At 36.9% G+C, this 22,261-nt stretch carries 24 protein-coding genes and 1 pseudogene; 13 read left to right on the top strand and 12 right to left on the bottom strand.

Features of this window, described 5'->3' with window-relative positions; genetic code table 11:
* Positions 1-170: 170 nt before the first annotated feature.
* Entirely contained in the window at positions 171-962 is a 792-nt protein-coding gene (locus CIL05_RS16070; RefSeq protein ID WP_095656563.1) for a helix-turn-helix domain-containing protein, read from the top strand.
* A gap of 65 nt (positions 963-1,027) precedes the next feature.
* Here CIL05_RS16070 and CIL05_RS16065 read toward each other — a convergent pair whose 3' ends face one another.
* The 4 genes from CIL05_RS16065 to CIL05_RS16055 form a co-directional block, all read right to left on the bottom strand.
* Complete coding sequence (locus tag CIL05_RS16065; protein ID WP_095656562.1) at positions 1,028-1,606, bottom strand: histidine phosphatase family protein; 579 nt, start codon at positions 1,604-1,606, stop codon at positions 1,028-1,030.
* A gap of 267 nt (positions 1,607-1,873) precedes the next feature.
* Positions 1,874-2,023, bottom strand: coding sequence for a putative holin-like toxin (locus tag CIL05_RS22955; RefSeq protein WP_369126512.1), 150 nt, complete (start codon positions 2,021-2,023; stop codon positions 1,874-1,876).
* A 272-nt stretch (positions 2,024-2,295) separates the two neighbouring features.
* Positions 2,296-2,841, bottom strand: a complete 546-nt coding sequence (locus CIL05_RS16060) for a GNAT family N-acetyltransferase (RefSeq protein ID WP_095656561.1) — start codon at positions 2,839-2,841, stop codon at positions 2,296-2,298.
* A 201-nt stretch (positions 2,842-3,042) separates the two neighbouring features.
* Positions 3,043-3,402, bottom strand: coding sequence for a Lin0512 family protein (locus CIL05_RS16055; protein WP_095656560.1), 360 nt, complete (start codon positions 3,400-3,402; stop codon positions 3,043-3,045).
* A 189-nt stretch (positions 3,403-3,591) separates the two neighbouring features.
* Between CIL05_RS16055 and dacB the strand changes: the two genes are divergently transcribed.
* Positions 3,592-5,112 (top strand): D-alanyl-D-alanine carboxypeptidase/D-alanyl-D-alanine endopeptidase, encoded by a 1,521-nt coding sequence (dacB, locus tag CIL05_RS16050; protein WP_095656559.1) that lies wholly within the window; start codon positions 3,592-3,594, stop codon positions 5,110-5,112.
* A 17-nt stretch (positions 5,113-5,129) separates the two neighbouring features.
* On the opposite strand, the gene CIL05_RS16045 is transcribed toward dacB, so the two are convergent.
* Positions 5,130-5,324, bottom strand: a complete 195-nt coding sequence (locus CIL05_RS16045; protein WP_095656558.1) for an aspartyl-phosphate phosphatase Spo0E family protein — start codon at positions 5,322-5,324, stop codon at positions 5,130-5,132.
* A 239-nt stretch (positions 5,325-5,563) separates the two neighbouring features.
* Here CIL05_RS16045 and CIL05_RS16040 point away from each other — a divergent pair, with 239 nt between their 5' ends.
* Both CIL05_RS16040 and rlmH read left to right on the top strand, forming a co-directional pair.
* Positions 5,564-5,899 (top strand): hypothetical protein, encoded by a 336-nt coding sequence (locus tag CIL05_RS16040; protein ID WP_095656557.1) that lies wholly within the window; start codon positions 5,564-5,566, stop codon positions 5,897-5,899.
* A 15-nt stretch (positions 5,900-5,914) separates the two neighbouring features.
* Positions 5,915-6,394, top strand: coding sequence for a 23S rRNA (pseudouridine(1915)-N(3))-methyltransferase RlmH (rlmH, locus tag CIL05_RS16035; protein WP_095656556.1), 480 nt, complete (start codon positions 5,915-5,917; stop codon positions 6,392-6,394).
* Between the two features lie 354 nt (positions 6,395-6,748).
* On the opposite strand, the gene CIL05_RS16030 is transcribed toward rlmH, so the two are convergent.
* The 3 genes from CIL05_RS16030 to CIL05_RS16020 form a co-directional block, all read right to left on the bottom strand.
* Positions 6,749-7,690: an FAD:protein FMN transferase gene (locus CIL05_RS16030; RefSeq protein ID WP_095656555.1), complete on the bottom strand. Its 942-nt coding sequence runs from the start codon at positions 7,688-7,690 to the stop codon at positions 6,749-6,751.
* 184 nt (positions 7,691-7,874) lie between these two features.
* Complete coding sequence (locus tag CIL05_RS16025) at positions 7,875-9,062, bottom strand: NAD(P)H-dependent oxidoreductase (protein ID WP_095656554.1); 1,188 nt, start codon at positions 9,060-9,062, stop codon at positions 7,875-7,877.
* 24 nt (positions 9,063-9,086) lie between these two features.
* The gene (locus tag CIL05_RS16020) at positions 9,087-9,695 is read right to left on the bottom strand and encodes an NADPH-dependent FMN reductase (protein ID WP_095656553.1); all 609 of its coding nucleotides are present in this window, start codon (positions 9,693-9,695) and stop codon (positions 9,087-9,089) included.
* A 566-nt stretch (positions 9,696-10,261) separates the two neighbouring features.
* Between CIL05_RS16020 and CIL05_RS16015 the strand changes: the two genes are divergently transcribed.
* From CIL05_RS16015 to CIL05_RS16000, 4 genes are all read left to right on the top strand, one after another.
* Positions 10,262-11,056 (top strand): transporter substrate-binding domain-containing protein, encoded by a 795-nt coding sequence (locus CIL05_RS16015; protein WP_095656552.1) that lies wholly within the window; start codon positions 10,262-10,264, stop codon positions 11,054-11,056.
* A gap of 79 nt (positions 11,057-11,135) precedes the next feature.
* Entirely contained in the window at positions 11,136-11,792 is a 657-nt protein-coding gene (locus CIL05_RS16010) for an amino acid ABC transporter permease (RefSeq protein ID WP_095656551.1), read from the top strand.
* A 2-nt stretch (positions 11,793-11,794) separates the two neighbouring features.
* Complete coding sequence (locus CIL05_RS16005; protein WP_095656704.1) at positions 11,795-12,517, top strand: amino acid ABC transporter ATP-binding protein; 723 nt, start codon at positions 11,795-11,797, stop codon at positions 12,515-12,517.
* A gap of 174 nt (positions 12,518-12,691) precedes the next feature.
* Positions 12,692-13,093, top strand: a complete 402-nt coding sequence (locus CIL05_RS16000) for a cytidine deaminase (protein ID WP_095656550.1) — start codon at positions 12,692-12,694, stop codon at positions 13,091-13,093.
* 364 nt (positions 13,094-13,457) lie between these two features.
* On the opposite strand, the gene CIL05_RS15995 is transcribed toward CIL05_RS16000, so the two are convergent.
* Positions 13,458-14,180 (bottom strand): MurR/RpiR family transcriptional regulator, encoded by a 723-nt coding sequence (locus CIL05_RS15995; RefSeq protein ID WP_095656549.1) that lies wholly within the window; start codon positions 14,178-14,180, stop codon positions 13,458-13,460.
* Between the two features lie 241 nt (positions 14,181-14,421).
* Between CIL05_RS15995 and CIL05_RS15990 the strand changes: the two genes are divergently transcribed.
* From CIL05_RS15990 to CIL05_RS15970, 4 genes are all read left to right on the top strand, one after another.
* Positions 14,422-15,753 (top strand): 6-phospho-beta-glucosidase, encoded by a 1,332-nt coding sequence (locus CIL05_RS15990; RefSeq protein ID WP_095656548.1) that lies wholly within the window; start codon positions 14,422-14,424, stop codon positions 15,751-15,753.
* A 258-nt stretch (positions 15,754-16,011) separates the two neighbouring features.
* Positions 16,012-16,296 (top strand): hypothetical protein, encoded by a 285-nt coding sequence (locus tag CIL05_RS15980; protein ID WP_095656547.1) that lies wholly within the window; start codon positions 16,012-16,014, stop codon positions 16,294-16,296.
* An 89-nt stretch (positions 16,297-16,385) separates the two neighbouring features.
* The gene (locus CIL05_RS15975; protein WP_095656546.1) at positions 16,386-16,766 is read left to right on the top strand and encodes a VOC family protein; all 381 of its coding nucleotides are present in this window, start codon (positions 16,386-16,388) and stop codon (positions 16,764-16,766) included.
* 212 nt (positions 16,767-16,978) lie between these two features.
* Positions 16,979-18,202 (top strand): MFS transporter, encoded by a 1,224-nt coding sequence (locus tag CIL05_RS15970; protein WP_095656545.1) that lies wholly within the window; start codon positions 16,979-16,981, stop codon positions 18,200-18,202.
* Positions 18,203-18,369: 167 nt separating this feature from the next.
* Here CIL05_RS15970 and CIL05_RS15965 read toward each other — a convergent pair whose 3' ends face one another.
* Positions 18,370-19,356, bottom strand: a complete 987-nt coding sequence (locus CIL05_RS15965) for an aldo/keto reductase (protein WP_095656544.1) — start codon at positions 19,354-19,356, stop codon at positions 18,370-18,372.
* Positions 19,357-19,544: 188 nt separating this feature from the next.
* Here CIL05_RS15965 and CIL05_RS15960 point away from each other — a divergent pair.
* Positions 19,545-20,649: pseudogene (locus CIL05_RS15960) on the top strand (family 1 glycosylhydrolase); the annotation flags it as partial.
* A gap of 91 nt (positions 20,650-20,740) precedes the next feature.
* Here CIL05_RS15960 and CIL05_RS15955 read toward each other — a convergent pair.
* Both CIL05_RS15955 and CIL05_RS15950 read right to left on the bottom strand, forming a co-directional pair.
* Positions 20,741-21,052: a hypothetical protein gene (locus tag CIL05_RS15955; RefSeq protein ID WP_095656543.1), complete on the bottom strand. Its 312-nt coding sequence runs from the start codon at positions 21,050-21,052 to the stop codon at positions 20,741-20,743.
* Between the two features lie 165 nt (positions 21,053-21,217).
* Positions 21,218-22,135: a GMC oxidoreductase gene (locus tag CIL05_RS15950; RefSeq protein WP_095656542.1), complete on the bottom strand. Its 918-nt coding sequence runs from the start codon at positions 22,133-22,135 to the stop codon at positions 21,218-21,220.
* Between the last annotated feature and the right edge of the window lie 126 nt (positions 22,136-22,261).

Below are 22,261 nucleotides of genomic sequence, written 5' to 3'. Positions count from 1 at the left end.
TTGTTCAATAGGAGCAATCTTTTTCTGTGTTTAGAACGATGTTGTTTTAAGCGAGACTAACGATATAACATGGTTGCAACCGTAAGTTGACAAAGTGCATTTGTCAGGTGATAGAACTCACAACATTGATTTAATACAATTAAAGTATCAAAAGAGAGGAGTTCATTTATATGACATTTGGAGAAAAACTTTTTAAAATTAGAAAAGAAAAAGGACTTTCCCAGGAGGCATTGGCTGAGAAGTTAAATACGACAAGACAGGCAATCAGTAAATGGGAAAATGGCCAGGGGTATCCTGAAACGGAAAAATTATTAATGATTGGAAACATTTTTGAGATATCAATGGATTATTTACTAAAAGATACCGTTCGACTGAGCAATGATAGTGAAGAAGGGTATTATGTAAGTAAAGAGATGGGAGATGGGTATTTACTGAATCAACATAAAGTTGCTAAATATGTTGCTTTAGGACTTTTCCTTATTGCTTTATCCATTGTGCCTTATTTCTTTTTTAAACAGGATCCAGTAATGTATCTACTTCCAACTATTATTATTGCTACAATTGGATTTGGGGTATCTGTTTCAGCAGGATTTTTAGAAGAAGATCAATATAAAATACTGAAACAAGAACCTTTGCTGTTTGATGAAAATTACCTTAAAGAGTTGACGGTGAGATATGAAGTTATGAAAAAAAGATATGGAGCTGTACTGATTATTGGAATTTGTTTATTTGTTGCAGGTCTCCTGGGATTTGGATTAGATAGAAAGTACATTACTTCTTCAGAGTTTCTAGTGCCTTATTATCCGATTTTTGTGATTTTAATTGCAGTTGGTATATACATTTTAGTTCGTACTTCAACCGCAATAGATGGGTTGAAACTTCTTGCTAAAAATGAGGAGTATACTAATCGAATTAGTTTTAAACTGAGGAAAAAGGTAAGAAAGAAAGTGGATGGGTTTTAAATAAAAATGTTTCCTTTCTAATCAGACCACACATATAGCAAATGTGTGGTCCATTTAACGTCCATTTAGAATAGTTTATTCAAATGCTCTGTCCTGTTAAAATCTTTTACGTTCCATTTCTCATTTTCAAAATGAATATTACTGATACATCCATTCATCAGCCTGTTTTGTGGAATGAGCGTATCATCTTCAGAAAAAGCTGCCAAAATTGCTTTGATGACTGCACCGTGAGCGACCAGCAATACTTTTTGATCAGGATAGGATTGGTTGATTTTCTTAAGTCCTGTCATAATTCGATTGAGAAAGTCTTCCGTCTCCTCCTGTTTCGGATAGTTTTTATCTGGAAATGCCATTCGTCTTTCGTCGTATGTCATTCCTTCCCCATCTCCAAAATACCTTTCAGCAAAATCCTCCATTACAACAAAAGGAAGATGCAGCAGATTATTGATAATTTCCGCTGTTTGCCTTGCCCGTTTCAATGGACTTGTAATTAATACATCATAGCTTGAAGATGTCAGGTAAGTACTGCATGCCTCAGCCTGCTTCATTCCTGTAGTGTTTAGGGGAATATCTGTCTTTCCCTGGAGTCTGCCGGCAGCATTCCAGTCTGTTTCCCCATGCCGAATTAAACAAATGGTTGTCATGATGATCCCCCTCCCGTTAAAATAGCTTCACAGTCTATTTCTTTTTGTAAGTTAACTAATATTTTACATATTATTGTGCTTTGAGTACAGTTATGAGTGGATGTATGAAGGAGAAATAAGTTTTAATTATTAAAAACTATGGTATAATAAGATTAACAGTATATAATAATAAAAAGACCGCCAACGTTATAGCGCTGACGATCTAAGTACAATAGCATGGTTCCCTGCAAGAGGGATCGGCAGTTAGGTTAAAAATAAGCCCGTGAGCTACCAACTCAAAAGGGGCTTATTTTTTTGATCAAATAACAGCATGGCTACAATTAATAACCCGAAAGTTAAAGCGACCATCAATGCTTCGAATACTGTCAAGAGCACCACCTCCTCTCGTTTGAAGATGCATGCCAACCCGCATTTCATAACATCTAATCCCTCGTTATTAAATGCTCCATATATGTAGGAAAACACTTCAACCCAACTTGCAAAAATTCCGGATAAAATTCAATCCGATTTCGTGAAAAAGTTTTCAACTTTCCAGAGCAATCTGCCAGCATCAATTTCAACAGCAAGCTCTTCCTTGAATTCCCGTTTCAGCAGCGTATTGCGCAAATCCCAAACATCGCAGGCCTTCCGCCAGACAAATCCTGGTCTGTATCATTAATTAGAACCAAATTCATGTATGTACACCCTTCTTAATGGGTAATCCATTCTCTCACTAGCATCCCGTACACGATATGATCAACATAATGGTCATACAACCACTCTGCCTGACGAATCTTGCCTTCTTCTGTGAAGCCAAGTCTTTCAGGGATCGCACGGCTTTTCTTATTTTCATAAGCGGCCCGAATATCGACTTTATTCAGGCTAAGCTCACTAAAAGCATAATCTGTTAGTGCTGCTGATACCTTTGTCATAATACCAAGACCCTGATAATCCTCGGAAAGCCAATAGCCGATATAGCCTATTTTATTTGCCCAGTCAAAGCTATTAAAGCCTGCTGTACCAACAAGCTTCCTTTTATAAAATACACCACAGGTAATTCCCTTTTTTGCTTCAAAAGAACGTTGTGAATGCTCGATAAATCCCCTGGAATCTTCAACCGTGGTTGTCGTGTCTACCCAGGGGAGCCACTCACGCAAATATTCCCTGGAGCCATCTGTTATTTGAAACAACTCTTCCGCATCTGATATATGCAGCTGCCGTAATTCCAGCACTTCATCTATTTCACGTGAAAACATAATACCGCCCCCTTTTTTATTCGGATAGTAAAATAATCATATCATATAATTTACATTGAATTATGAACATTGTAATTTTATTTGTGAACTTTCAGCCAAACGAATGTGCACTACAGTATTTTTGCGCCCATCCGTATAAATCTACACAAAAAAAGGATGAAACAGCAGATGCTGTATCACCCTAACAGAAAACATCTCTTATCAATACCCAACTTCCACCGCGGCATTGACGATATACATTAAATCATTCTCATCATCTTTATCCTTTAAAATAATCCCACTGCTTGTGGCCATTCCTCCATCCGTCACTTCAACAGTTACAGTACCATAGGGAATGGCTTCCTTCAGTTTTTCCGTATCCAGCTTGTCACGATCAAGTGGTACGGCAACCCGTACATTTACCTTCATATTTTCAAGGCGTTGATCGGGAAGGCTTTTTTCAATGCCAGGCATCGAGTTATACCAGATGGCATTCTCTACAGCGCGGATCGCTGCCTTTGTGACATCCTGGCCATGTACGTCCACGCCCATGCCTGTCTGTATGAATAATACTTGGTTCATTGAGAAACACTCCTTTATTAAGGTTTGTCCTATTTTCCTAACCCTCAAGTCTACATAATTCCTGTTCCCACATGTCAAAAGCCTAAAACACGAACCTTTTTTTAAAAATAAGTTCATAAGCCTTACCCAGCACCCATAATCATGTATAATTAAAGGAACCACAGGAAAATCAAAGGATGTGATGATTGAATGAGTTCAAAACGGTATATCAAGCTTTCAGCTATCCTTTTGTTGCTTGCGGCAGCATTCTTTTTGTTTATTCCAGATGAAGAAGAGGAACCTTTATTTATCACTGCATCCGACGAAAAGGAAGATGGGTATGTCTCGTTAGATGATAAATTCGATCGCGTTCTTGATAAAGAGCTGCTTGATGGAACAGTCACAGGTATCAGCATCCGAAGCGCTGATTCGGGAGAAGAGCTTTATTCTAAAAACGGAGATATTCGCCTACATCCTGCTTCCAATATGAAGCTTTTAACAGCAGTCTCTGCACTGGCAACGCTTGGGCCGGAATACCGTTTTGCCACAGAGGTATGGACAGACGGAGAGATACGGGGAAATGTGCTCCACGGCAATTTGTACTTAAAAGGGAAAGGCGATCCGACATTAATGAAAAAGAACCTGGATCAATTTGCTGTTGATTTGCAAAATAAAGGGATTCAACGAATTACGGGAAACGTTATAGCAGATGATAGCTGGTATGATGATGTACGCTTGTCCCAGGATTTAAATTGGTCGGATGAATCGAACTATACGGGGGCTCAAGTGTCTGCATTAACCTTATCCCCCAATGGAGATTATGATGCGGGAACCGTGATTGTGGAGGTAAATCCGACAGAGGATATTGGCGGCCAGGCAGAGGTAACACTGACACCTGAGACGGATTATGTGACGATTATTAACGAAACAAAAATTGTGAATGGAAAAGAAAATAAAGACATAACGATTGAACGGGAGCATGGAACAAATAATATCATCATCAAAGGTAAAGTACCGGTAAATGCTGCTTCATCCAAATCGTGGGTCGCTGTATGGGAGCCGGCAGGATATGCTGTCAATGTATTTAAAAAATCAATGGAAGATAAAGGCATCAGCTTTGCCGGCCTTCCAGAAGTAACAAATGGAGTAACCCCAGAAAGTTCAACACTGTTAACCTCCAGGAAATCCATCGCACTGGAAGAGCTGTTTATCCCATTTATGAAGCTAAGCAATAATGGACATGCAGAAGTACTCGTGAAGGAAATGGGTAAAATTTTCAATGGAGAAGGCAGCTGGGAAAAGGGACTTGAGGTTATGGAACAGATTGCGGCGGATTTAGGTATGAATACAGACACGATGATGATTCGTGATGGTTCCGGAATGTCCCATAAAAATATGGTACCGGCAAATGAATGGACCCATTTACTTTACGATATTAAAAAAGCTGAATGGTTTAATGTATTTACAAATTCCCTGCCAGTTGCAGGGGAAGAGGAGCGGCTTATTGGTGGCACCTTACGCAACCGGATGATGGAGGAGCCTACAAAAGGGAATGTTATCGCAAAAACAGGTTCTATTACAGGTGTTTCAGGATTATCAGGTTATGTAACTTCAATAGATGGGAAAGAATTGATCTTTTCAATTTTAATTAATAATTATCTAGGAGATACGAAGGAAATAAGGAAAATTGAAGATAAGCTTGTGACAATACTTGCTGAGCATGAATTTTAATAAAAAGAAATAGGAGGCTATCTATAAAGACGGCCGCCTGATTTCTCGTTAAGTTTATGTGTTTTTTTGAGATTGTCCAGTTTGTTAAGTAAATCATCTAGTTTCTGAGAAATCTTAATGATATGGTCATAGCTTTCGTTATTCTCGTATGCATGATACATTTTCTTTCTCAGCTGCTCAATCTGGATCTCTAAAGAAGTTCCTGTTGTCAAGTAAGCTATTCACCCTATTCTATATCTTTTAATAATATATAACCATTTTTTAAACAATATAAACCATAAGACTTAATATAGTTGAATATATTTGGGTATTTGGTTGCGCTCACATACTTTGATATCGTGACATATATCATGTTTTTGATAATAATAAAATTTTGATGAAAAGGCAGCTTTTCTATATGGAAGACATAATAGATCTAGTTGTATATTGTAAAATCTAGGGAGATGATCAAATGCTGAGAATTTCCAGATGGTTGGGTATAGTAGCTGGTATCTCCAGTATCTTTCTATGGTTCATTCTCGTTTTTTTCAATCCGTATAACGGGACATTCGAGTTGGAACCTTTTCTGAACACACTTATTACACTTTTCTTGCCCGCCTGTCTAGCGATCGGGGCAGCAATTACGAACAGGAAATATTTCCTGTTAATCGCTTTTCTCTGGTCAGCTCCGATAAGCGCATATATGGCACTTACGCCAGGTATTTTTAAGTTCTTCGGGCTAACCAGCGCATTATACCTTGTTAGTTTTCTGACCAGACAATTAGCAGGCAAAGCAAAAGAGCAATAGAAAAGGATGAATACAATGAAGATTAGTCTGATAACAGTAGGAAAACTAAAAGAAAAATATCTAAAGCAGGGCATTCAGGAATATTTAAAACGCCTGAGTGCCTATGCAAAGGTTGAAGTGATCGAAGTAGCAGATGAAAAGGCTCCAGAAAATCTGAGCGATGCACAAATGCAGCAGGTTAAACAAAAAGAAGGCGAGCGGATCCTTTCCCATATTAATCAGGATACATATGTCATCACACTAGAAATCAATGGTAAGATGCTCAGCTCCGAACAGCTGGCTGCAAAGCTGGACGAGCTCGCAACCTATGGCAAAGGCAAGGTTACATTTGTTATTGGCGGATCACTTGGGATTAGTGAAGAAGTAGAGAGGCGCAGTGATTTGGCATTGTCCTTTTCGAAGATGACTTTTCCGCACCAGGTTATGCGATTGATATTGTTGGAACAGGTTTATCGGGGGTTTCGGATTAATCGGGGGGAACCGTATCATAAGTAGAAACAGTTTTTTGAAAAATTCCTTATGAGTAAACAACCGCAGAAGTTGCTACTATTACAGCAGAGGACCTTGATAAAAATATGTATCCTCTTGGTCGCATTGGCAAACCAAAAGATATTGCAAATGCCGTTTATTTTTATCATCCGAAAAGTCTGCTTTGACAAATACAATTAAACTACCATTTATGTGGCTTTGAAATAAAGTAAACTAATTTTCTCTCAAGCCAAACCAAAATCTGATAATGGTCAGTAATATGGACAATATGGTTAAACAAAATAATTAATGAATTAACTTTTGGTTTGGACAAAAGAGACAATTTTCGTACTTTGCGCCTTTTTCCACAAAGACTAAGAATTAAGAAATTGCTTCACTTATATATGGATTAAGAGATTCTGAATAACAAAGCTCACCATCCTTCGTAACTACAATTCCTGCTACATCTTTTAATTGATCTAAAGTGTTAATGATTTGGCGAGGTGACTTTCCGAATAAACGACCTGTCCATATTTCTCCATCGACTGATTCTTTTGATACAACGGTTAAGCCAGCAATTTCTGTTTTAACCGGATATCCAGTATTGGGGTCCAAAATATGATGGTATGTTTGGTTATTCATAGTAAAACTTCTTTCATAAATTCCAGAGGTAACAACGGATTGATTTAATGCTCTTAAAACTGCGATATAATTTCCTTGTTGAAGGAAAGGGTGTTGAATTCCTATTCGCCAATAACCATCCTCGTGTTTTGGAGAAATTCCATATGTCATTACATTTCCACCTAAATTAATTAAAGCTGCCGGGACATTCATAGATTGCAAATCATGAATAATAAGATCAGCAATAAATCCTTTTGCTAACGCGCCTAAATCAATAAACATAGCGGTGTGTTTCAAAAAAACTGTTTGATCCTGGTCATCAAGAATGATGTCACTGGCATTTGTTCTGCTAAGCAAAGATTGAATGGCCTTTTGTGAGGGAACATTAGCATCTTGAAATCCGATACGCCAAGCTTGAACAAGGGGACCAATTGCAATGTTTAAAGAACTACCCGCCTGAGTGCTATGTTTCTTTCCGATTTTGATTAATTTGTACAAACCTGGATTTACTTTTACCGGCATAATCCCTGCATTTTTGTTAACTTCCATTAATTCTGAATTAGAATCATTAGCACTAAAACGTTTCTCATATTCTTTCAATCGAATAATAACTTCATCCAAAACAAAATTTGCGTGAGTTTGTTGAACCGATAATTGGATAATCGTTCCCATCATATGTATTTCACGAGTTTGCATTGCCATATTTTCACCCTTTTGTATTATGATACTTTGAATAAACGAACTGATAACTGTTAGAAAACATCTCCGATTTTAAAGAAGAATCTTTCTGCTGCTTAATAATGTATTATTTCTTACAAAACAAATAGAAATAAACGGTTTGAACTAAATTCGAAAAAAGAGGCCATAGTGACCTCTTTTTTAACTATTACCCTTTAACAGTCGCTGAAGATACTGTATCTACTTTAGTAGTTGCTCCTGATGCTGCGTCAACGCCGCCACCCGTTAACAGTTGTCCTGTTTGTTCTAAATACCAATCGATAATTGGTTGAATATCTTGTACATATTCATTGATTCCAAGATAATTACCATCCGCGTCGCGTATTGCCTGATAGTTATGAACAACAAACTTATCTGGTCCATGTGTAGGCACCTTAGTTCGTACGACATCTTCTTTACCATTACGTAATTGTTGGATGACCCAAGCAACACTACTAAATGCCCTTTCCGGGTGACAATCTGCTAATGGACTACCTACTTGTGCCGGATTACGTGATGCTAACATCTCATCTTCCTCAAGCTTATAGTTATAGTACAAGAATTGATTATTGCTATCAGCATAAGTCAATTCAGCAGGCATTGAATTTAAGAAATGATTTATTTGATTAACGGTTAGAACACCGCGATTTAATTTAACGTAAGCATCGCCTTCAACAGCTCCAGTTGCTTTAGCTGCTTGTTCAACCCAGTCATCGGCTTTCATATCGATACCTTCAATCGTTGTATCAATTGTTCCAGTAGCATTTAAATCCTCTGTACTTGATACATCTTTCATACCTTCAGGTGATTCCACGATATTTACAACATTTATAAAGCGAATAAATTTCTTAATACAACCTTCTAGAAATTGGGTTGTTTGTGTATCTTTTAGATTTTCATTTTCATCAAATGCTTTATGCACTTCACCTAATAGAAACTCATTTCCCGGCATAACAACAGCATTCACACCAGGTGCATCTAATATTTGTCGTAAATGTAATTGGGACCGTGAAGATCCTTGGACATCATAAGAAGCTCCCACAATCATGACCGGTTTTCCATCGAGAGGATGTATTTTAAACGATAGCCATTCTAAGACACTTTGTAATGCTGAGGGAATAGAATGGTTATATTCCGGCGTGGCAATAATGACACCATCTGCTTCAACAATTTTTTTATTTAAATATTGAATCGCTTCACTATTCGTTTGATCATCAGATTGATTAAACATTGGAACATCTTTAATATCCAGAACTTCAACATCAATTAATTTCTTGAAATTTTTTGCGATAAAATTTAACAATATACGATTATATGAAAAATCAGCATTTGATCCAACTATTCCAACGATTTTCATCTATATACCTCCTGGTTATGTTATTTAATTTTCCTCCCATGAGAAGTTTGTTGCTTTTTTCTTATGAGAATCATTCGTGTTGACTAATTGATTTGTGATATCTACAAATTTTATAAAGTCATTAAAAATTTGCTCGAGTTCTTCTATTTTATATTGATCCGTTAAATTACCATTATCATCAAAGGCTTGTAAAGAATAACCTATTAAAAATTCTGAACTGGGCATAATGCGTGCTTTCAATTCAGGTGCATCAAGTATTTGACGCAAATGTGTTTGTGCACGGGAAGAACCTAATCTTCCATATGAAGCCCCGGTGAGCATTACCGGTTTATCAATTAATGCCTGATTTGTATAGGACAACCATTCTAACGTACTTTTTAATATCGCTGGTACGGAATGGTTATATTCCGGAGAACTGATGATCACTCCATCTGCTTTCCTAATTTTATCCGCAAGTTTTTGTACTTCATAAGGTGCTTTCTTGTCTTCCGGTTTATTAAAAGCAGGTAAGTTTTTTATTTCGCAAATTTCAATGTTAGCTTTATCTGCAAAATGTTTTTGAATAAATTGTAGCAAAAGACGATTAGTGGAATTATCTGAGTTTGTTCCTATTATACCTATAAAATTCTTCATTTTATTGCTCCTTTCTTATAGAAAAAAAGATTGTGAAACACTTCACAAATATATTATAATACGTTTTGGTAAAAAATACAAGTATGATGTGTTCGAAAATATTAAATTATAAGATTGCTTTCAGAAAAATAATGTGAGTTACCAAGTGCAGGTGCTGAAAGGATATCTTTTCAGGCGCTATCTACTGCATGAAATAGAGCTGCTTTCCCCTCTTCATCTTTTGCATTAATATTTGCCTCAGAATTTATTAGTAATTCTATAACATCTAGGGAACAGGTTTTGCTAGATGATGCTATAAGCTGGGAGGGAATAAACCGAACATGGAGACCTGCTTCTACTACTTTCTCTTAAACTCTACAAATACCAATCTTAGAGGATATGATAGTATATCTAACTCTTTAAAAGCATTTCTACAAAATCCACTACATTAATGGGAATAAACTGAAAATATATCGATATATCATCATAAACCAGCATTAATCTAATTTGGGTATGATTAAGGATATCGATATAATAGAAATTGTCGTTTTTAAAATAAATAAAATTTTGCAGGGGGCTTATTCTTAATGAATAAACAACAAAAGAAAGACACATTTTTTAATAGGTTTGTAATGTTTGCTTTGGTTGGTATCATTGCATTTGCATTAGCAGGATGTGGAACAGATGAAACTTCGGGTGAAACAAAAGAAGAAATCACAGTTGCAGCAGTGCAGGACTATCCACCATTTGAATATAAAGTAGATGAAGAACTAACTGGTTTCGATGTGGAATTGGTGGAAGCAGTTGCTGAGAAAGCAGACTTAACCGTGAATTGGAAAATCATGAAATTTGATGGTATTATCCCAGCACTTCAAGCTAATCAAGTGGATGCAGCTGTATCAGCAATTGGAATAAGAGAGGATCGTTTAGAAGTAGTCAACTTCTCAGATCCATATTTCGAATCTGGTCTATCCTTAATCGCATTAAAAGATAGTGCTATTGAAGGAGAAGCAGACCTGGAAGGAAAAACAATTGTTGCCAAACAAGGAACATCCAGTTTGAAACTAGCCAATGAACTTGCTGAAAAATACAATGGCGAGGTCACCAAACTACAGGATGATGCTACCATGTATATGGAGTTAGAAAATGGTAATGCAGATGTTGTCATCAATGATTATCCTAGTGTTGCCTATAAGATTAACCAGGATGGCGAAGATTCTCAACTTCGAATTGTTGGTGATATGTATCCAAGCGAAGACTATGGAATTGCTATTTCTAAAGGCAGTGAAGGACTAGTGGAAAAACTTAATACCGGACTCGGGGAGCTAAAAGATAGCGGTGAGTTTGACGAGATATATAACAAATATTTTTCAGAGGAGTAATCTGTATTAAAATCTGATCAATTAACAAGGTGTGACGCAGTTTGTCACACCTTTTCTAAAGGAAAGAGGAATGACAAGCATGATGGAGACTATAAATATTATTCTTGAAGGATTACCCACCTTATTAAAAGGAATGGGAATGACAATAGAAATAACTGTCATATCACTTATACTCGCAATGGTTATCGGACTGGTACTCGGTGTATTTAGTATAACAAAGAGTAAAATCTTGCGGATGATTTCAACTGCTTTTGTTGATATCATTCGAGGAACACCGTTGCTCGTTCAAATATTATTTATTTATTTCGGTTTACCTAGTGTGATTGATATTAGCCTAACAGCGTTTTCTGCAGGTGTGATTGCGATTACGGTCAATGCTGCAGCCTATTTAGTAGAAATTTTCCGTGCTGGAATAAACTCTATCGATAAAGGACAAATGGAAGCCGGAAGAACAATTGGTTTTTCATATGCTCAAACTATGCGTTTAATTATATTACCTCAAGCGATACGTCGTATGATTCCCGCATTCGTCAACCAATTTATTGTAAGCATTAAAGATACCTCACTTCTTTCCGCAATAGGATTAGCTGAGCTTACATTAGCTGGCCAATCTATCTATGCAGCTAATTTCCGTGCTTTTGAAATATTATTTGCTGTTGGTGTTCTTTATTTTATTATTATTTATTCATTAACCCTATTCTCACGTTGGCTTGAAAGGAGATTAGATGTAGCATGAAGATGATCGAAGTAAATAATCTTAAAAAATCATTTGGTAAATTAGAAGTACTAAAAGATATAAATATGGATGTTAACACACAAGAAGTGGTCTGTGTCATTGGCCCCTCAGGTTCGGGAAAAAGTACACTTTTACGTTGTATGAATCTATTAGAAGAACCAACTGGTGGAGAAATTTTGATTGAAGGAGATAATCTCACCGCTCCAAAAACTAATATTAATGAATTGCGCCAAAGACTGGGAATGGTGTTCCAACAATTTAATCTGTTTCCTCACAAGACAGTAATGGAAAACGTTACAATGGGACCTAAACGATTAAAAGGCAAATCACAATCAGAAGCAAAAGAATTAGGAACACAGCTGCTTGAGAAAGTTGGATTAGTAGACAAGGCAGATGTATATCCGGACAAATTATCTGGCGGACAAAAACAACGGGTAGCCATGGCTCGTGCTTTAGCCATGGAACCACACATTATGTTGTTTGACGAGCCTACCTCTGCCCTGGATCCAGAAATGGTCGGCGAAGTACTACAGGTCATGAAAAATTTGGCTGAAGAAGGAATGACAATGACAATCGTGACACATGAAATGGGCTTCGCCAAAGAAGTCGCTGATCGAGTTATCTTTATGGATGAAGGCTTTATAGTAGAACAAGGTACACCAGATGAACTGTTTGACAATCCACAAAACGAAAGAACTAAAAGCTTTTTATCAAAAGTATTGTAGAAGCATAGGGACGGTTGATTCATTCTTTTTAAAGAAAGCGGATGAACTGTCCTCGAGCTTCAACCTGAAGAAATAAATATACATATGTATCCAAAGAACGTACCTAGAGTATTGGTAAATTAAGAAAATTAATACGCATTTAAGTGTATTTTCAATGGAAAAAAGGAGGTAAATATGAACATAGAACAAAAACTTTACCAATCAGCAATTGAATTGATAGAAAAAAGGTACCCTTCTGGATGGGGAGGTGCTGCTGCGATGGTTACTGAAAACGGGCAAATTCTAACCAGTGTTTCACCAGATATTATTAATGCCTCAACAGAATTATGTATAGAAACCGGTGGTATCCTTGAAGCACATAAACTTAATACTAAGATTACACATACAATTTGTGTTGTAAGAGAAGATGAAAATGCCGAATTTACAATTTTAACTCCTTGTGGCGTATGTCAAGAACGACTTTTCTACTGGGGAGAAGATGTAAAGGCGGCTGTAACTAATCCACATGGTAGAATTGAATATAAAACATTAAAGGAAATTCAACCATATCATTGGTATAAAGCCTATGATAATTAAGTGTCTATATAAAGAAAGATATCTGATCTTCCGGGACGAGGACTAAAAAACCCCTCCTAATTATTTTAGAAAATTAAAATGGTATTAAGTGTGTAAACAGGACTCGAATCAGAATGGGATAAGGACACAGGTAAACTGCCCCAATTCTACTTTCAGGGACAACAAACCTCCGTTCATTTCGGTAAGATTATTCGTGGATTGATGGCTCTTACTGATGGTGGATCGCTATTATTAGTCACTAGTTTACTGGGTGATATCGTTACTGCTATTTTCACTGTGTCTTGCTCAAGTGTACACCCCCACAACTTTAAAGTGATAAAGGAGGGACTGACCTTAAAGTTTATAACACTTTGTTAATTTCTTATTACCTAAGTTTATATATTTCTTGTGCCAATGATTCCAGTATATAAAGGGCGGGTACTTGTGTCGTAATATTAGCGTTTTCAAACCACTCCTCCGTTACATAATACGGGATGTTTATATCAGAAATTTTTGCAATAGTTGAGTGTTTATTGTTTGTAATACTAATAATTTTGCTTCCTTCTTGTTTAAGTTGATTAAGATGGGTGACTGTAAAATTATTTTCTCCCGAGACAGATAAAGCTATTGTTACGCTATTATGACGTAAGTTGGAGTGAATTGGAAAGTAAGGGTCTTTAATATACATCGAAAATTTACCTAAGCTTGAGAAATATCTTGCTCCATATTCAGCGAGAATACCTGAGCTTCCTATTCCAATAAAAATGACACTATCTGCTTTGTTAACCAGACTTGCAGCCTTCTTAATATTTTCTTCGATATCCCCTGTTAACGTCCGCTCAAAAAATTCCATTACTGAATGTTGAGAGCCTTTTAAAATAGTCTTTTTGTTTTCTGCTAAATGCATTTTAAGCTTTACCTTAAATTCTGAAAAACCCTCACAATTTATTTTTCTGCAAAAACGTAAAATCGTAGCTGTTGATACATGGGTTTCATCTGCCAGTTCGCGGATTCGCATATAAGCGACCTTTTCACTATTTTGACTAATATAGTTGTATAAAGAAGTTTCTAACTCATTGAATGAAGCGATCATGTCGTGTGTAAACATTTATGCAGCATTCCCCTTTTATAAGAAATCATATAGCTTAATTTTAACACAGTTTCTTACTAAGATACATGTTGTAACATTTAAGTAAGAAATGACTTTCCTTGTTATTAAAAACTAAATGCGCTTCATTTATTAATCCCTTACAAAATACTGATACAATTGATTCATAAGTTCTTTTTGATAGTTTCTTTATATCGCAATCAACGATTTGGTTGCTAAATTATCTGGAGGTGTATAGTTTATGACAAAAGGTATTAAAATTGCAACAATTGGTGGGGGATCTAGTTATACCCCTGAATTAGTAGAAGGATTCATAAAACGATATGATGAATTTCCGGTTAGTGAGTTATGGTTAGTAGATATTGAAGCAGGAAAAGAAAAGCTGGAGATCGTTGGGAACTTCGCGAAAAGAATGATTGAAAAAGCGGGTCTTCCAATCGAGGTTCATTTAACACTTGATAGAAGAGCAGCTTTAAAAGATGCTGATTTTGTTACGACTCAATTTCGTGTAGGATTACTGGATGCTCGTGCAACGGATGAAAGTATTCCATTAAAATATGGTGTTCTTGGTCAGGAGACAAATGGACCAGGCGGTTTATTTAAAGGCTTACGTACAATCCCTGTTATTTTAGATATCTGTAAGGATATGGAAGAGCTATGTCCAAATGCGTGGTTAATCAACTTTACGAATCCTGCTGGTATGGTAACAGAAGCCGTGTTACGCTACTCTAACATTAAAAAAGTTGTCGGATTGTGTAATGTACCGATCGGAATGGAAATGGGTATTGCCAAATTATTAGATGTAGACCATTCTCGAATCCGCATTGATTTTGCAGGACTAAATCATATGGTTTATGGGCTGGATGTATATGTGGATGGCGAAAGTGTAAAAGAAGAAGTGATAGAAAAATTATCTGATCCGGAAAATAGTAGTTTCGTTAAAAATATAGATGGAATGGGTTGGGAACCTGAGTTTATCCAATCATTGTATGCTATAACGTGCCCGTACCATATGTATTACTATAAATCGAAGGAAATGTTGGATAAGGCTATTGAAAGCTCTAAGACAGAGGGTACTCGTGCCGAGGTTGTTCAACAATTGGAAAATGACCTATTCGAACTTTATAAAGATGAAAACCTTAATATCAAACCACCTCAATTAGAAGAACGAGGCGGAGCATATTATTCTGATGCAGCGGTTCGTTTGATTACGTCTATCTACAATGACAAACGTGACATTCAGCCAGTAAACACAATGAATCGTGGAGCAATTGCCAGTATTCCGGACGAATCAGCAGTTGAAATCAGTTGTGTTATTACAAAAGATGGTCCTATCCCATTGGTGATGGGAGATCTACCAGTTGCTGCCCGTGGACTTGTCCAGCAAATTAAGTCATTTGAACGCATTGCGGCAGAAGCAGCTGTAACCGGTGATTATAATAAAGCAGTACTTGCTTTAACGATTAATCCATTGACACCAAGTGACGCGATTGCTAAACAAATTGTCGATGAAATGATGGAGGCACATAAAGACTACCTTCCTCAATTTTTTGAAAAAGAAGTAATTATATGATCAAATTAGTTTTAACGGATATGGATGGAATATTCTTGAATAACAGCGGCGATTTTAACAGAGAACTGTACAAGGATACAAAAAAGATGATGAAATAAAAACTATATTGCACCAACTAATAATGACAGTGGTGTATTAGAAATAATTGATCAATATTTTGTAAACCATGGTCCGTTATAAGATTAGAAAAAGTATGTTTATGGGTCTAATGGAACAACATCCATTAGACCTTAATTCACTTTACAAGGAGATTTAAAAGTGAATAAAGATGATTGTCTAACGGGCGATAAGGAAGTTATTTCCGAGGATTATCAGATTGATGCAATCAGTAGGTTAGTGACATCTTTTGTAGCTATCATTAACCCTCATACCATCATTTTTTGTAGTGATGAAATCGAAAAAGAGATATTAAATAAATTTGCAATAGCCAGCTTAAAATATATCCCGTCGGAACATCTTCCAGAACTTACTATGAGTGATTGGAAACAAGATTATTTATACGGATTACAAAGGCTGTGCCTTGATCTCATGATTAATGAATAAATAGGAATAATGTCATATAAGTTGGGTGTTTATCCAACAATATCAAAGCTTAGAAGTAATCTTTAAAATTTGAATGGAGTGAAAAAGAATTGAAAATTGAACATGTGGCTATCTGGGTCAATGATTTGGAAGGTATGAAGGAGTTTTATGAAACTTATTTTAATTGTAAATCAAACATTAAATATTACAATAGTGAAAAGAAGTTTGAATCTTATTTTCTAACTTTTGATTCAGGTGCAAGATTGGAGATTATGCGTAAGGAAGATATGAACCAGCAAAATCGGGGTGCTCAAATGGGGTGGGCTCATATTGCGATCTCCTTAGGAAGCAAACAATCTGTTAATCAAATGACAGCCAGATTTAAAAATGATGGTTACCCTGCTATCAGCGGTCCCCGTGTGACTGGAGATGGGTATTATGAAAGTGTTATAGAAGACCCTGAAGGAAATCTGATAGAATTGACTGAATAATGAGGTTGGTAATATGATGAATCTTGTCAGTACATCATTTTATATGGATACTTATTAAATTAATTTAATAAGTTTTCCCTCCCTTTTAAATATGTTTGATAAACGTGGGTCAAGATGGATAATGAAGTCTTAGACTAGATTTCATATGAATGTTTCAAGTAAGTTAAACAAACGAAAGAGCAATTATAAATAATTATAGGCGAGGTTTAAAAATGACAACATTTCTTTTAGTCATTATTTATTTGGCTTTTATTAGCTTAGGTTTACCTGATTCATTGTTGGGAGCAGCGTGGCCAGTGATGCAATTGGACTTAGAGGCTCCACTTGAGACTGCTGGAATCCTGTTTATGACGATTTCAGGTGGAACAATTATCTCCAGTTTGCTTAGCGGAAAGCTACTTAAACGGTTCGGGACTGGCAAGGTCGCATTTGTCAGCGTTTTAATGACTGCTGGTGCTTTGCTGGGATTTAATTTTGCTCCATCGGTTGTTTGGTTAATTGTATGTGCCATCCCACTTGGATTAGGAGCAGGAGCTGTTGATGCAGGATTAAATGATTATGTTGCTACAAATTATAAGGCACATCATATGAGTTGGTTACATAGTTTTTGGGGAGTCGGAGCTACTCTTGGCCCTATCATTATGGCTCAGTTTATTTTGGAGGACAATTCCTGGAGAAATGGATATTTTGTTATTTCATGTCTTCAGTTTGCGTTAGTTATAATCCTTCTCTTCACTTTACCTTTATGGAGCAAGGTAAAAAAACCAGCTTTAAATGAAGAGACCGGGTATTCAAAAGATGTAATTAATGATGAAGAAGCCAAAGATGTTAAACCTTTACAAATTAAAGGAGTTAATCTGGCTCTGGTATCTTTCTTGTTTTATTGTGGAGTCGAAGCAATAATAGTTCTTTGGGGAAGCAGTTTCCTGGTAAATGTCAAAGGGTTAAGTGCGGCAACTGCTGCCGGGTGTGTTTCCTTTTATTATGCGGGAATAACAATTGGTAGATTTATAACAGGCTTTATAACCTTTAAAACTACTAATCGTACGCTTATTAGGGTTGGACAAATAATAGCATTAACTGGTGCCGTTATTTTGATTTTACCATTGCCATCCATTTTCTCACTTGCAGGTTTTATTATTGTTGGACTGGGGTTAGCACCGATATTTCCGTGTATGTTGCATGAAACGCCAACACGTTTTGGGAAAAAACATTCTCAGACAATTATGGGGTATCAAATGGCTATTGCTTATTCCGGCACTACATTCATGCCACCTCTTCTTGGTTTCATTGCGTCTTTTTCAACAATAGGGATCCTTCCAATTTGTATTGTTATTTTTGTTGCAATAATGCTTATAAGTTCTGAGAAGTTAAATAGCTTAATGAAAAAGAAGGATTTACTAAAGAGTCGAGATACAAGTTCGTCAGTAATGTAATCATCAGTTTGATGAGATGCTCAAGGGTCAGTCCTCGCGACTTGATGAAGAGGTGAAGGACTAACGCAAAAGCTTAAAACAAAAAAGGCTAACGGTATTTAATTTATCTCTGACTTTTTCTTATATCTCTAACCGATTCCATCTCTTCTTCGTATAAGTAATCAATATTATTTCAAACCAAAACCACTAATTGGGTGCGGTACATATGGCTCTTCCAATGAATGAATTTCTTCGGCCGTCAATTTAATTGAAAGAGATTCCACAGAAGAATCGAGATGGGACGTCTTCGTAGCACCAATAATTGGAGCTGTTACTGGTTTTTTCTGCAATAACCATGTAAGTGCGACTTGTACGCGCGGAATACCGCGTTCTTCTGCAATCTTTGCAACCTGTTCAACAACCAATCGGTCTGCATCTGAAGTACCATCGTATTTTGACTTTGCAACTTTATCAGTCTCAGAACGATGTGTTGTTTCTGACCAATCGCGGGTAAGTCTTCCGGATGCTAACGGGCTATATGGAGTTACACCAATATTATCTTCCTTGCATAATTCCATCATTTCCCTCTCTTCTTCTCTGTATAAGAGGTTGTAATGATTTTGCATGGAAGCAAATTTGGTCCAACCATTTTTTTCTGCTACATGATTCGCTTTTTGAAACTGCCAAGCCATCATGGAAGAAGCGCCAATATATCTTACCTTCCCTGCTTTTATAATATCATGTAGTGCTTCCATCGTTTCTTCGATTGGTGTGTTATAATCCCAACGATGAATAACATAAAGGTCTATATAATCGGTGCCTAGTCTTCTAAGGCTGTGATCGACTTCACTCATGATTGCCTTTCTGGAAAGACCCCCGATGTTTGGGCCTTCATGTGTTGGAAAAAATACTTTAGTAGAAATGACAACTTCATCACGATTTGCATAATCTTTTAAAGCGCGTCCAATTATTTCCTCGCTTTTTCCTCCAGAATAGGAATTCGCAGTGTCGAAAAAGTTAATTCCCAAGTCAAGTGCCTTTTTAATAATAGGACGACTTTCTTCTTCATTCAATAGCCATGGATGAATCCACTTTTCCGCATCGCCAAAGCTCATACCACCTAAGCAAAGTCTTGAAACATCTAATCCCGTATTACCAAGTTTTATATATTCCATATTAGAGAACCTCGCTTTTAAATGTTTTATATTTTAAATTCCTGAGTTCATTATATTATTGATTTAATGCTTATTTTATAACTCGGATCAAATTACTTCAAATATTTTAATTATTAATTCCATATCTCTTTTGAACCTGGTTGTCGTAATAATTGCATCCTCATGCTGGGGGACAAATTTTCCTTGTTGCGGGACTACAGTTTTATGATGATTTGTTTGATGAATTAATAAAAAATAATATTGAGCCTGTGGTTACAATGGCATACTTTGATGTACCAGTTCACTTAGTTGAAGAATATGGTAGTTGGAGAAATCGAGAGCTTGTTGGCTTTTTTGAAACCTATGCAAAAACGATTTTCACAAGGTATAAGGACAAAGTGAAATATTGGATGACATTTAATGAAATCAATATGCTGCTTCATTTGCCGTTTGTCGGTGCAGGGCTTGTCTTTAAAGAAGGGGAAAATGAAACGCAAATTAAATATCAGGCAGCACATCATCAGCTAGTTGCTAGTGCTCTTGCTGTGAAAGCATGTCATGAAATTATTCCAGATGCAAAAATTGGCTGTATGCTTGCAGCAGGAGAAACTTATCCGTATACAAGTAATCCGGATGATATTTTCAAAGCAATGGAAAAGGACCGTGAATCATTCTTCTTCATTGATGTACAGTCCAGAGGCGAATATCCAGGCTATGCGAAACGTTTCTTCAAAGATAATAATCTGACAATAGAGATGGAAGAAGAAGACGCAGCATTATTGAAAAATCACACGGTTGACTATCTCGGATTTAGCTATTATTCCAGCAGAACAACGAGTACGGATCCGGAAATTTTAAAGGATAAAACAAGTGGAAACGTATTTGGTTCGGTAACAAACCCATACCTGGAAACATCAGAGTGGGGCTGGACAATTGATCCGAAAGGCTTCCGCATTACTGCAAACCAGCTTTATGACCGCTATCAAAAGCCATTATTTGTTGTGGAAAATGGTCTAGGTGCGATTGATGAAATTAGTGCTGACGGTACAATCTACGATGATTACCGAATCGATTATCTGAAAAAACATATTGCCGAAATGGGTGAAGAAATCGAGGATGGAGTGGACATCATTGGTTATACAAGCTGGGGGGCCGATTGACATTGTCAGTGCGTCCACTGGTGAAATGAAGAAACGATATGGTTATATTTATGTTGATAGAGATAATGAAGGAAACGGATCTCTAAAACGTACGAAAAAGAAAAGCTTTGATTGGTATAAAAATGTCATTGCGACAAATGGTGAAAATTTATAATAAAGAGGAAAAACCCCGGAATGTTTTGATTCGGGGTTTTTCTATGCTTGAAGTATTATTCCAGAATTATGAATATACCGTTCACCTGATCTTATTCAGCGCCTCGGTCTTTATCAAACTCCCGGTCACTGCCTTTTTGAAGCTCCATGTCTGTTTCTTGTGGATCTTCTTCATGTCTACCTGTTTTTTTATCCCTTATATTATCCTCATCAATTTCTTTGGTGTTGGTCTCATCATCATATTTCTTTGTGGGTTGATCATTAACATCTTCCGGTGCATTCATCTCATTCTCATTCGTATCATTATTGTCGTTATCACTTTCCCCGTCGTTCATATTACAGCCTGCCAGAAAGCCTGCAGAAAGAACAGTTGTCATCAGAAGGGGTTTCCATATACTTTTCATGTCTTCATCTCCTTTTTAAAAAAATAATTACTGCTAACCTTAATATGCACTGGAATTAAAACTTTAGTCTGTAAGGAATCACTACAATTGATCTTTATAAAAGAAAAACCTGCTTCTATAGCAAGCAGGTATTGTACAACGTCCTGGGATACGGAAAAGAATACATTACGCGAGCAAACCGCCCTCTTTAAGGTATTTTTCAATCCCTTCAGATGCCCGGTAGGACAAGGCGCCAATCGTACCTGTTGGATTGAAGCAGCTATTATGCGGGAAAGCACTGGCACCGATAACAAAAACGTTATCAGCATCCCACATTTGCAGGTAATTGTTAACGGCTGACGTTTTCGGATCATCCCCCATAATCACGCCGCCTGTGTTATGGGTATTCGTATCAACATTGACATTAAATGGTGCTTGCTCCCCAACAGTATCAATATGATCCGGCCCCATTTCTTCGGCAATTGCACGTGTGACTTTGGATATGTATTTTACCAATTCTCTGTCCTGTTCGGTATAATCATACGTCAAACGTAATAAAGGCATGCCGTAAGCATCTTTATAAGTAGGGTCGATATCAATATAGTTTTCACGGTGTGGCAGACTTGCCCCTTGTGATTTGACCTGCAGAATGCTGTTGGTATATTTAATGGATTGTTTTTTAAATTCCGGCCCCCATGAAGGTGTTCCGATTGGTGCATTATTATTGGCAATTGGCCTGTTTCCATATTGTGTGGAACGGATGCCTGCACCATGCAGGAAGTTTAAGTCAGAGTGATCAAAATTATCACCGGTATATTCTGGAATCTCAATTCCCAAAGCACCGGCCCCAGCATAAAGATTCCATAAGCGATCTTCATAGAAAAGCGTGGAATACCCGGAGCTTACCTGGTAACAATAATTTTTACCGATAACCCCTTCTCCAGTGTCCGGGTTATATGGTGTTCCAAGATTAGAGTTAAGCAGTAGCCTTGCATTATTAAAGACATAGCTTGTGACAACGACTACTTCCGCAGGCTGTTCAAACTCTTCACCTGTAAAAGTGTCCACATAAACGACACCTGAAGCCTTTTCACCATCGTTCAAGTCAAGTCCTTAATTCTGTGTAATTTCCTAATACAAGTTTTCAACTATTTATTTGGCTTTTATATTGAATTTTATTTGGTAGGGAGGGGCCCCTCCCTACCAAATAAAATTTTCGCGTCAAAATTC

The organism is Virgibacillus profundi (assembly GCF_002287375.1).
GTDB lineage: Bacteria > Bacillota > Bacilli > Bacillales > Amphibacillaceae > Virgibacillus_K > Virgibacillus_K profundi.
This window is presented reverse-complemented; position numbering and strand designations above follow the sequence as displayed.

Coding starts and splice junctions, on each gene's coding strand:
- CIL05_RS16030 (WP_095656555.1), bottom strand. CDS start 7,690: ATGGCAATGCAAACTCGTGAAATACATATGATGGGAACGATTATCCAA.
- CIL05_RS15955 (WP_095656543.1), bottom strand. CDS start 21,052: ATGAAAAGTATATGGAAACCCCTTCTGATGACAACTGTTCTTTCTGCA.
- CIL05_RS15995 (WP_095656549.1), bottom strand. CDS start 14,180: ATGTTTACACACGACATGATCGCTTCATTCAATGAGTTAGAAACTTCT.
- CIL05_RS16070 (WP_095656563.1), top strand. CDS start 171: ATGACATTTGGAGAAAAACTTTTTAAAATTAGAAAAGAAAAAGGACTT.
- CIL05_RS16020 (WP_095656553.1), bottom strand. CDS start 9,695: ATGAAGAATTTTATAGGTATAATAGGAACAAACTCAGATAATTCCACT.
- CIL05_RS16010 (WP_095656551.1), top strand. CDS start 11,136: ATGATGGAGACTATAAATATTATTCTTGAAGGATTACCCACCTTATTA.
- dacB (WP_095656559.1), top strand. CDS start 3,592: ATGAGTTCAAAACGGTATATCAAGCTTTCAGCTATCCTTTTGTTGCTT.
- CIL05_RS16065 (WP_095656562.1), bottom strand. CDS start 1,606: ATGACAACCATTTGTTTAATTCGGCATGGGGAAACAGACTGGAATGCT.
- CIL05_RS16055 (WP_095656560.1), bottom strand. CDS start 3,402: ATGAACCAAGTATTATTCATACAGACAGGCATGGGCGTGGACGTACAT.
- CIL05_RS16040 (WP_095656557.1), top strand. CDS start 5,564: ATGCTGAGAATTTCCAGATGGTTGGGTATAGTAGCTGGTATCTCCAGT.
- CIL05_RS15970 (WP_095656545.1), top strand. CDS start 16,979: ATGACAACATTTCTTTTAGTCATTATTTATTTGGCTTTTATTAGCTTA.
- rlmH (WP_095656556.1), top strand. CDS start 5,915: ATGAAGATTAGTCTGATAACAGTAGGAAAACTAAAAGAAAAATATCTA.
- CIL05_RS16060 (WP_095656561.1), bottom strand. CDS start 2,841: ATGTTTTCACGTGAAATAGATGAAGTGCTGGAATTACGGCAGCTGCAT.
- CIL05_RS16005 (WP_095656704.1), top strand. CDS start 11,795: ATGATCGAAGTAAATAATCTTAAAAAATCATTTGGTAAATTAGAAGTA.
- CIL05_RS22955 (WP_369126512.1), bottom strand. CDS start 2,023: ATGAAATGCGGGTTGGCATGCATCTTCAAACGAGAGGAGGTGGTGCTC.
- CIL05_RS16025 (WP_095656554.1), bottom strand. CDS start 9,062: ATGAAAATCGTTGGAATAGTTGGATCAAATGCTGATTTTTCATATAAT.
- CIL05_RS16015 (WP_095656552.1), top strand. CDS start 10,262: ATGAATAAACAACAAAAGAAAGACACATTTTTTAATAGGTTTGTAATG.
- CIL05_RS16000 (WP_095656550.1), top strand. CDS start 12,692: ATGAACATAGAACAAAAACTTTACCAATCAGCAATTGAATTGATAGAA.
- CIL05_RS15965 (WP_095656544.1), bottom strand. CDS start 19,356: ATGGAATATATAAAACTTGGTAATACGGGATTAGATGTTTCAAGACTT.
- CIL05_RS15990 (WP_095656548.1), top strand. CDS start 14,422: ATGACAAAAGGTATTAAAATTGCAACAATTGGTGGGGGATCTAGTTAT.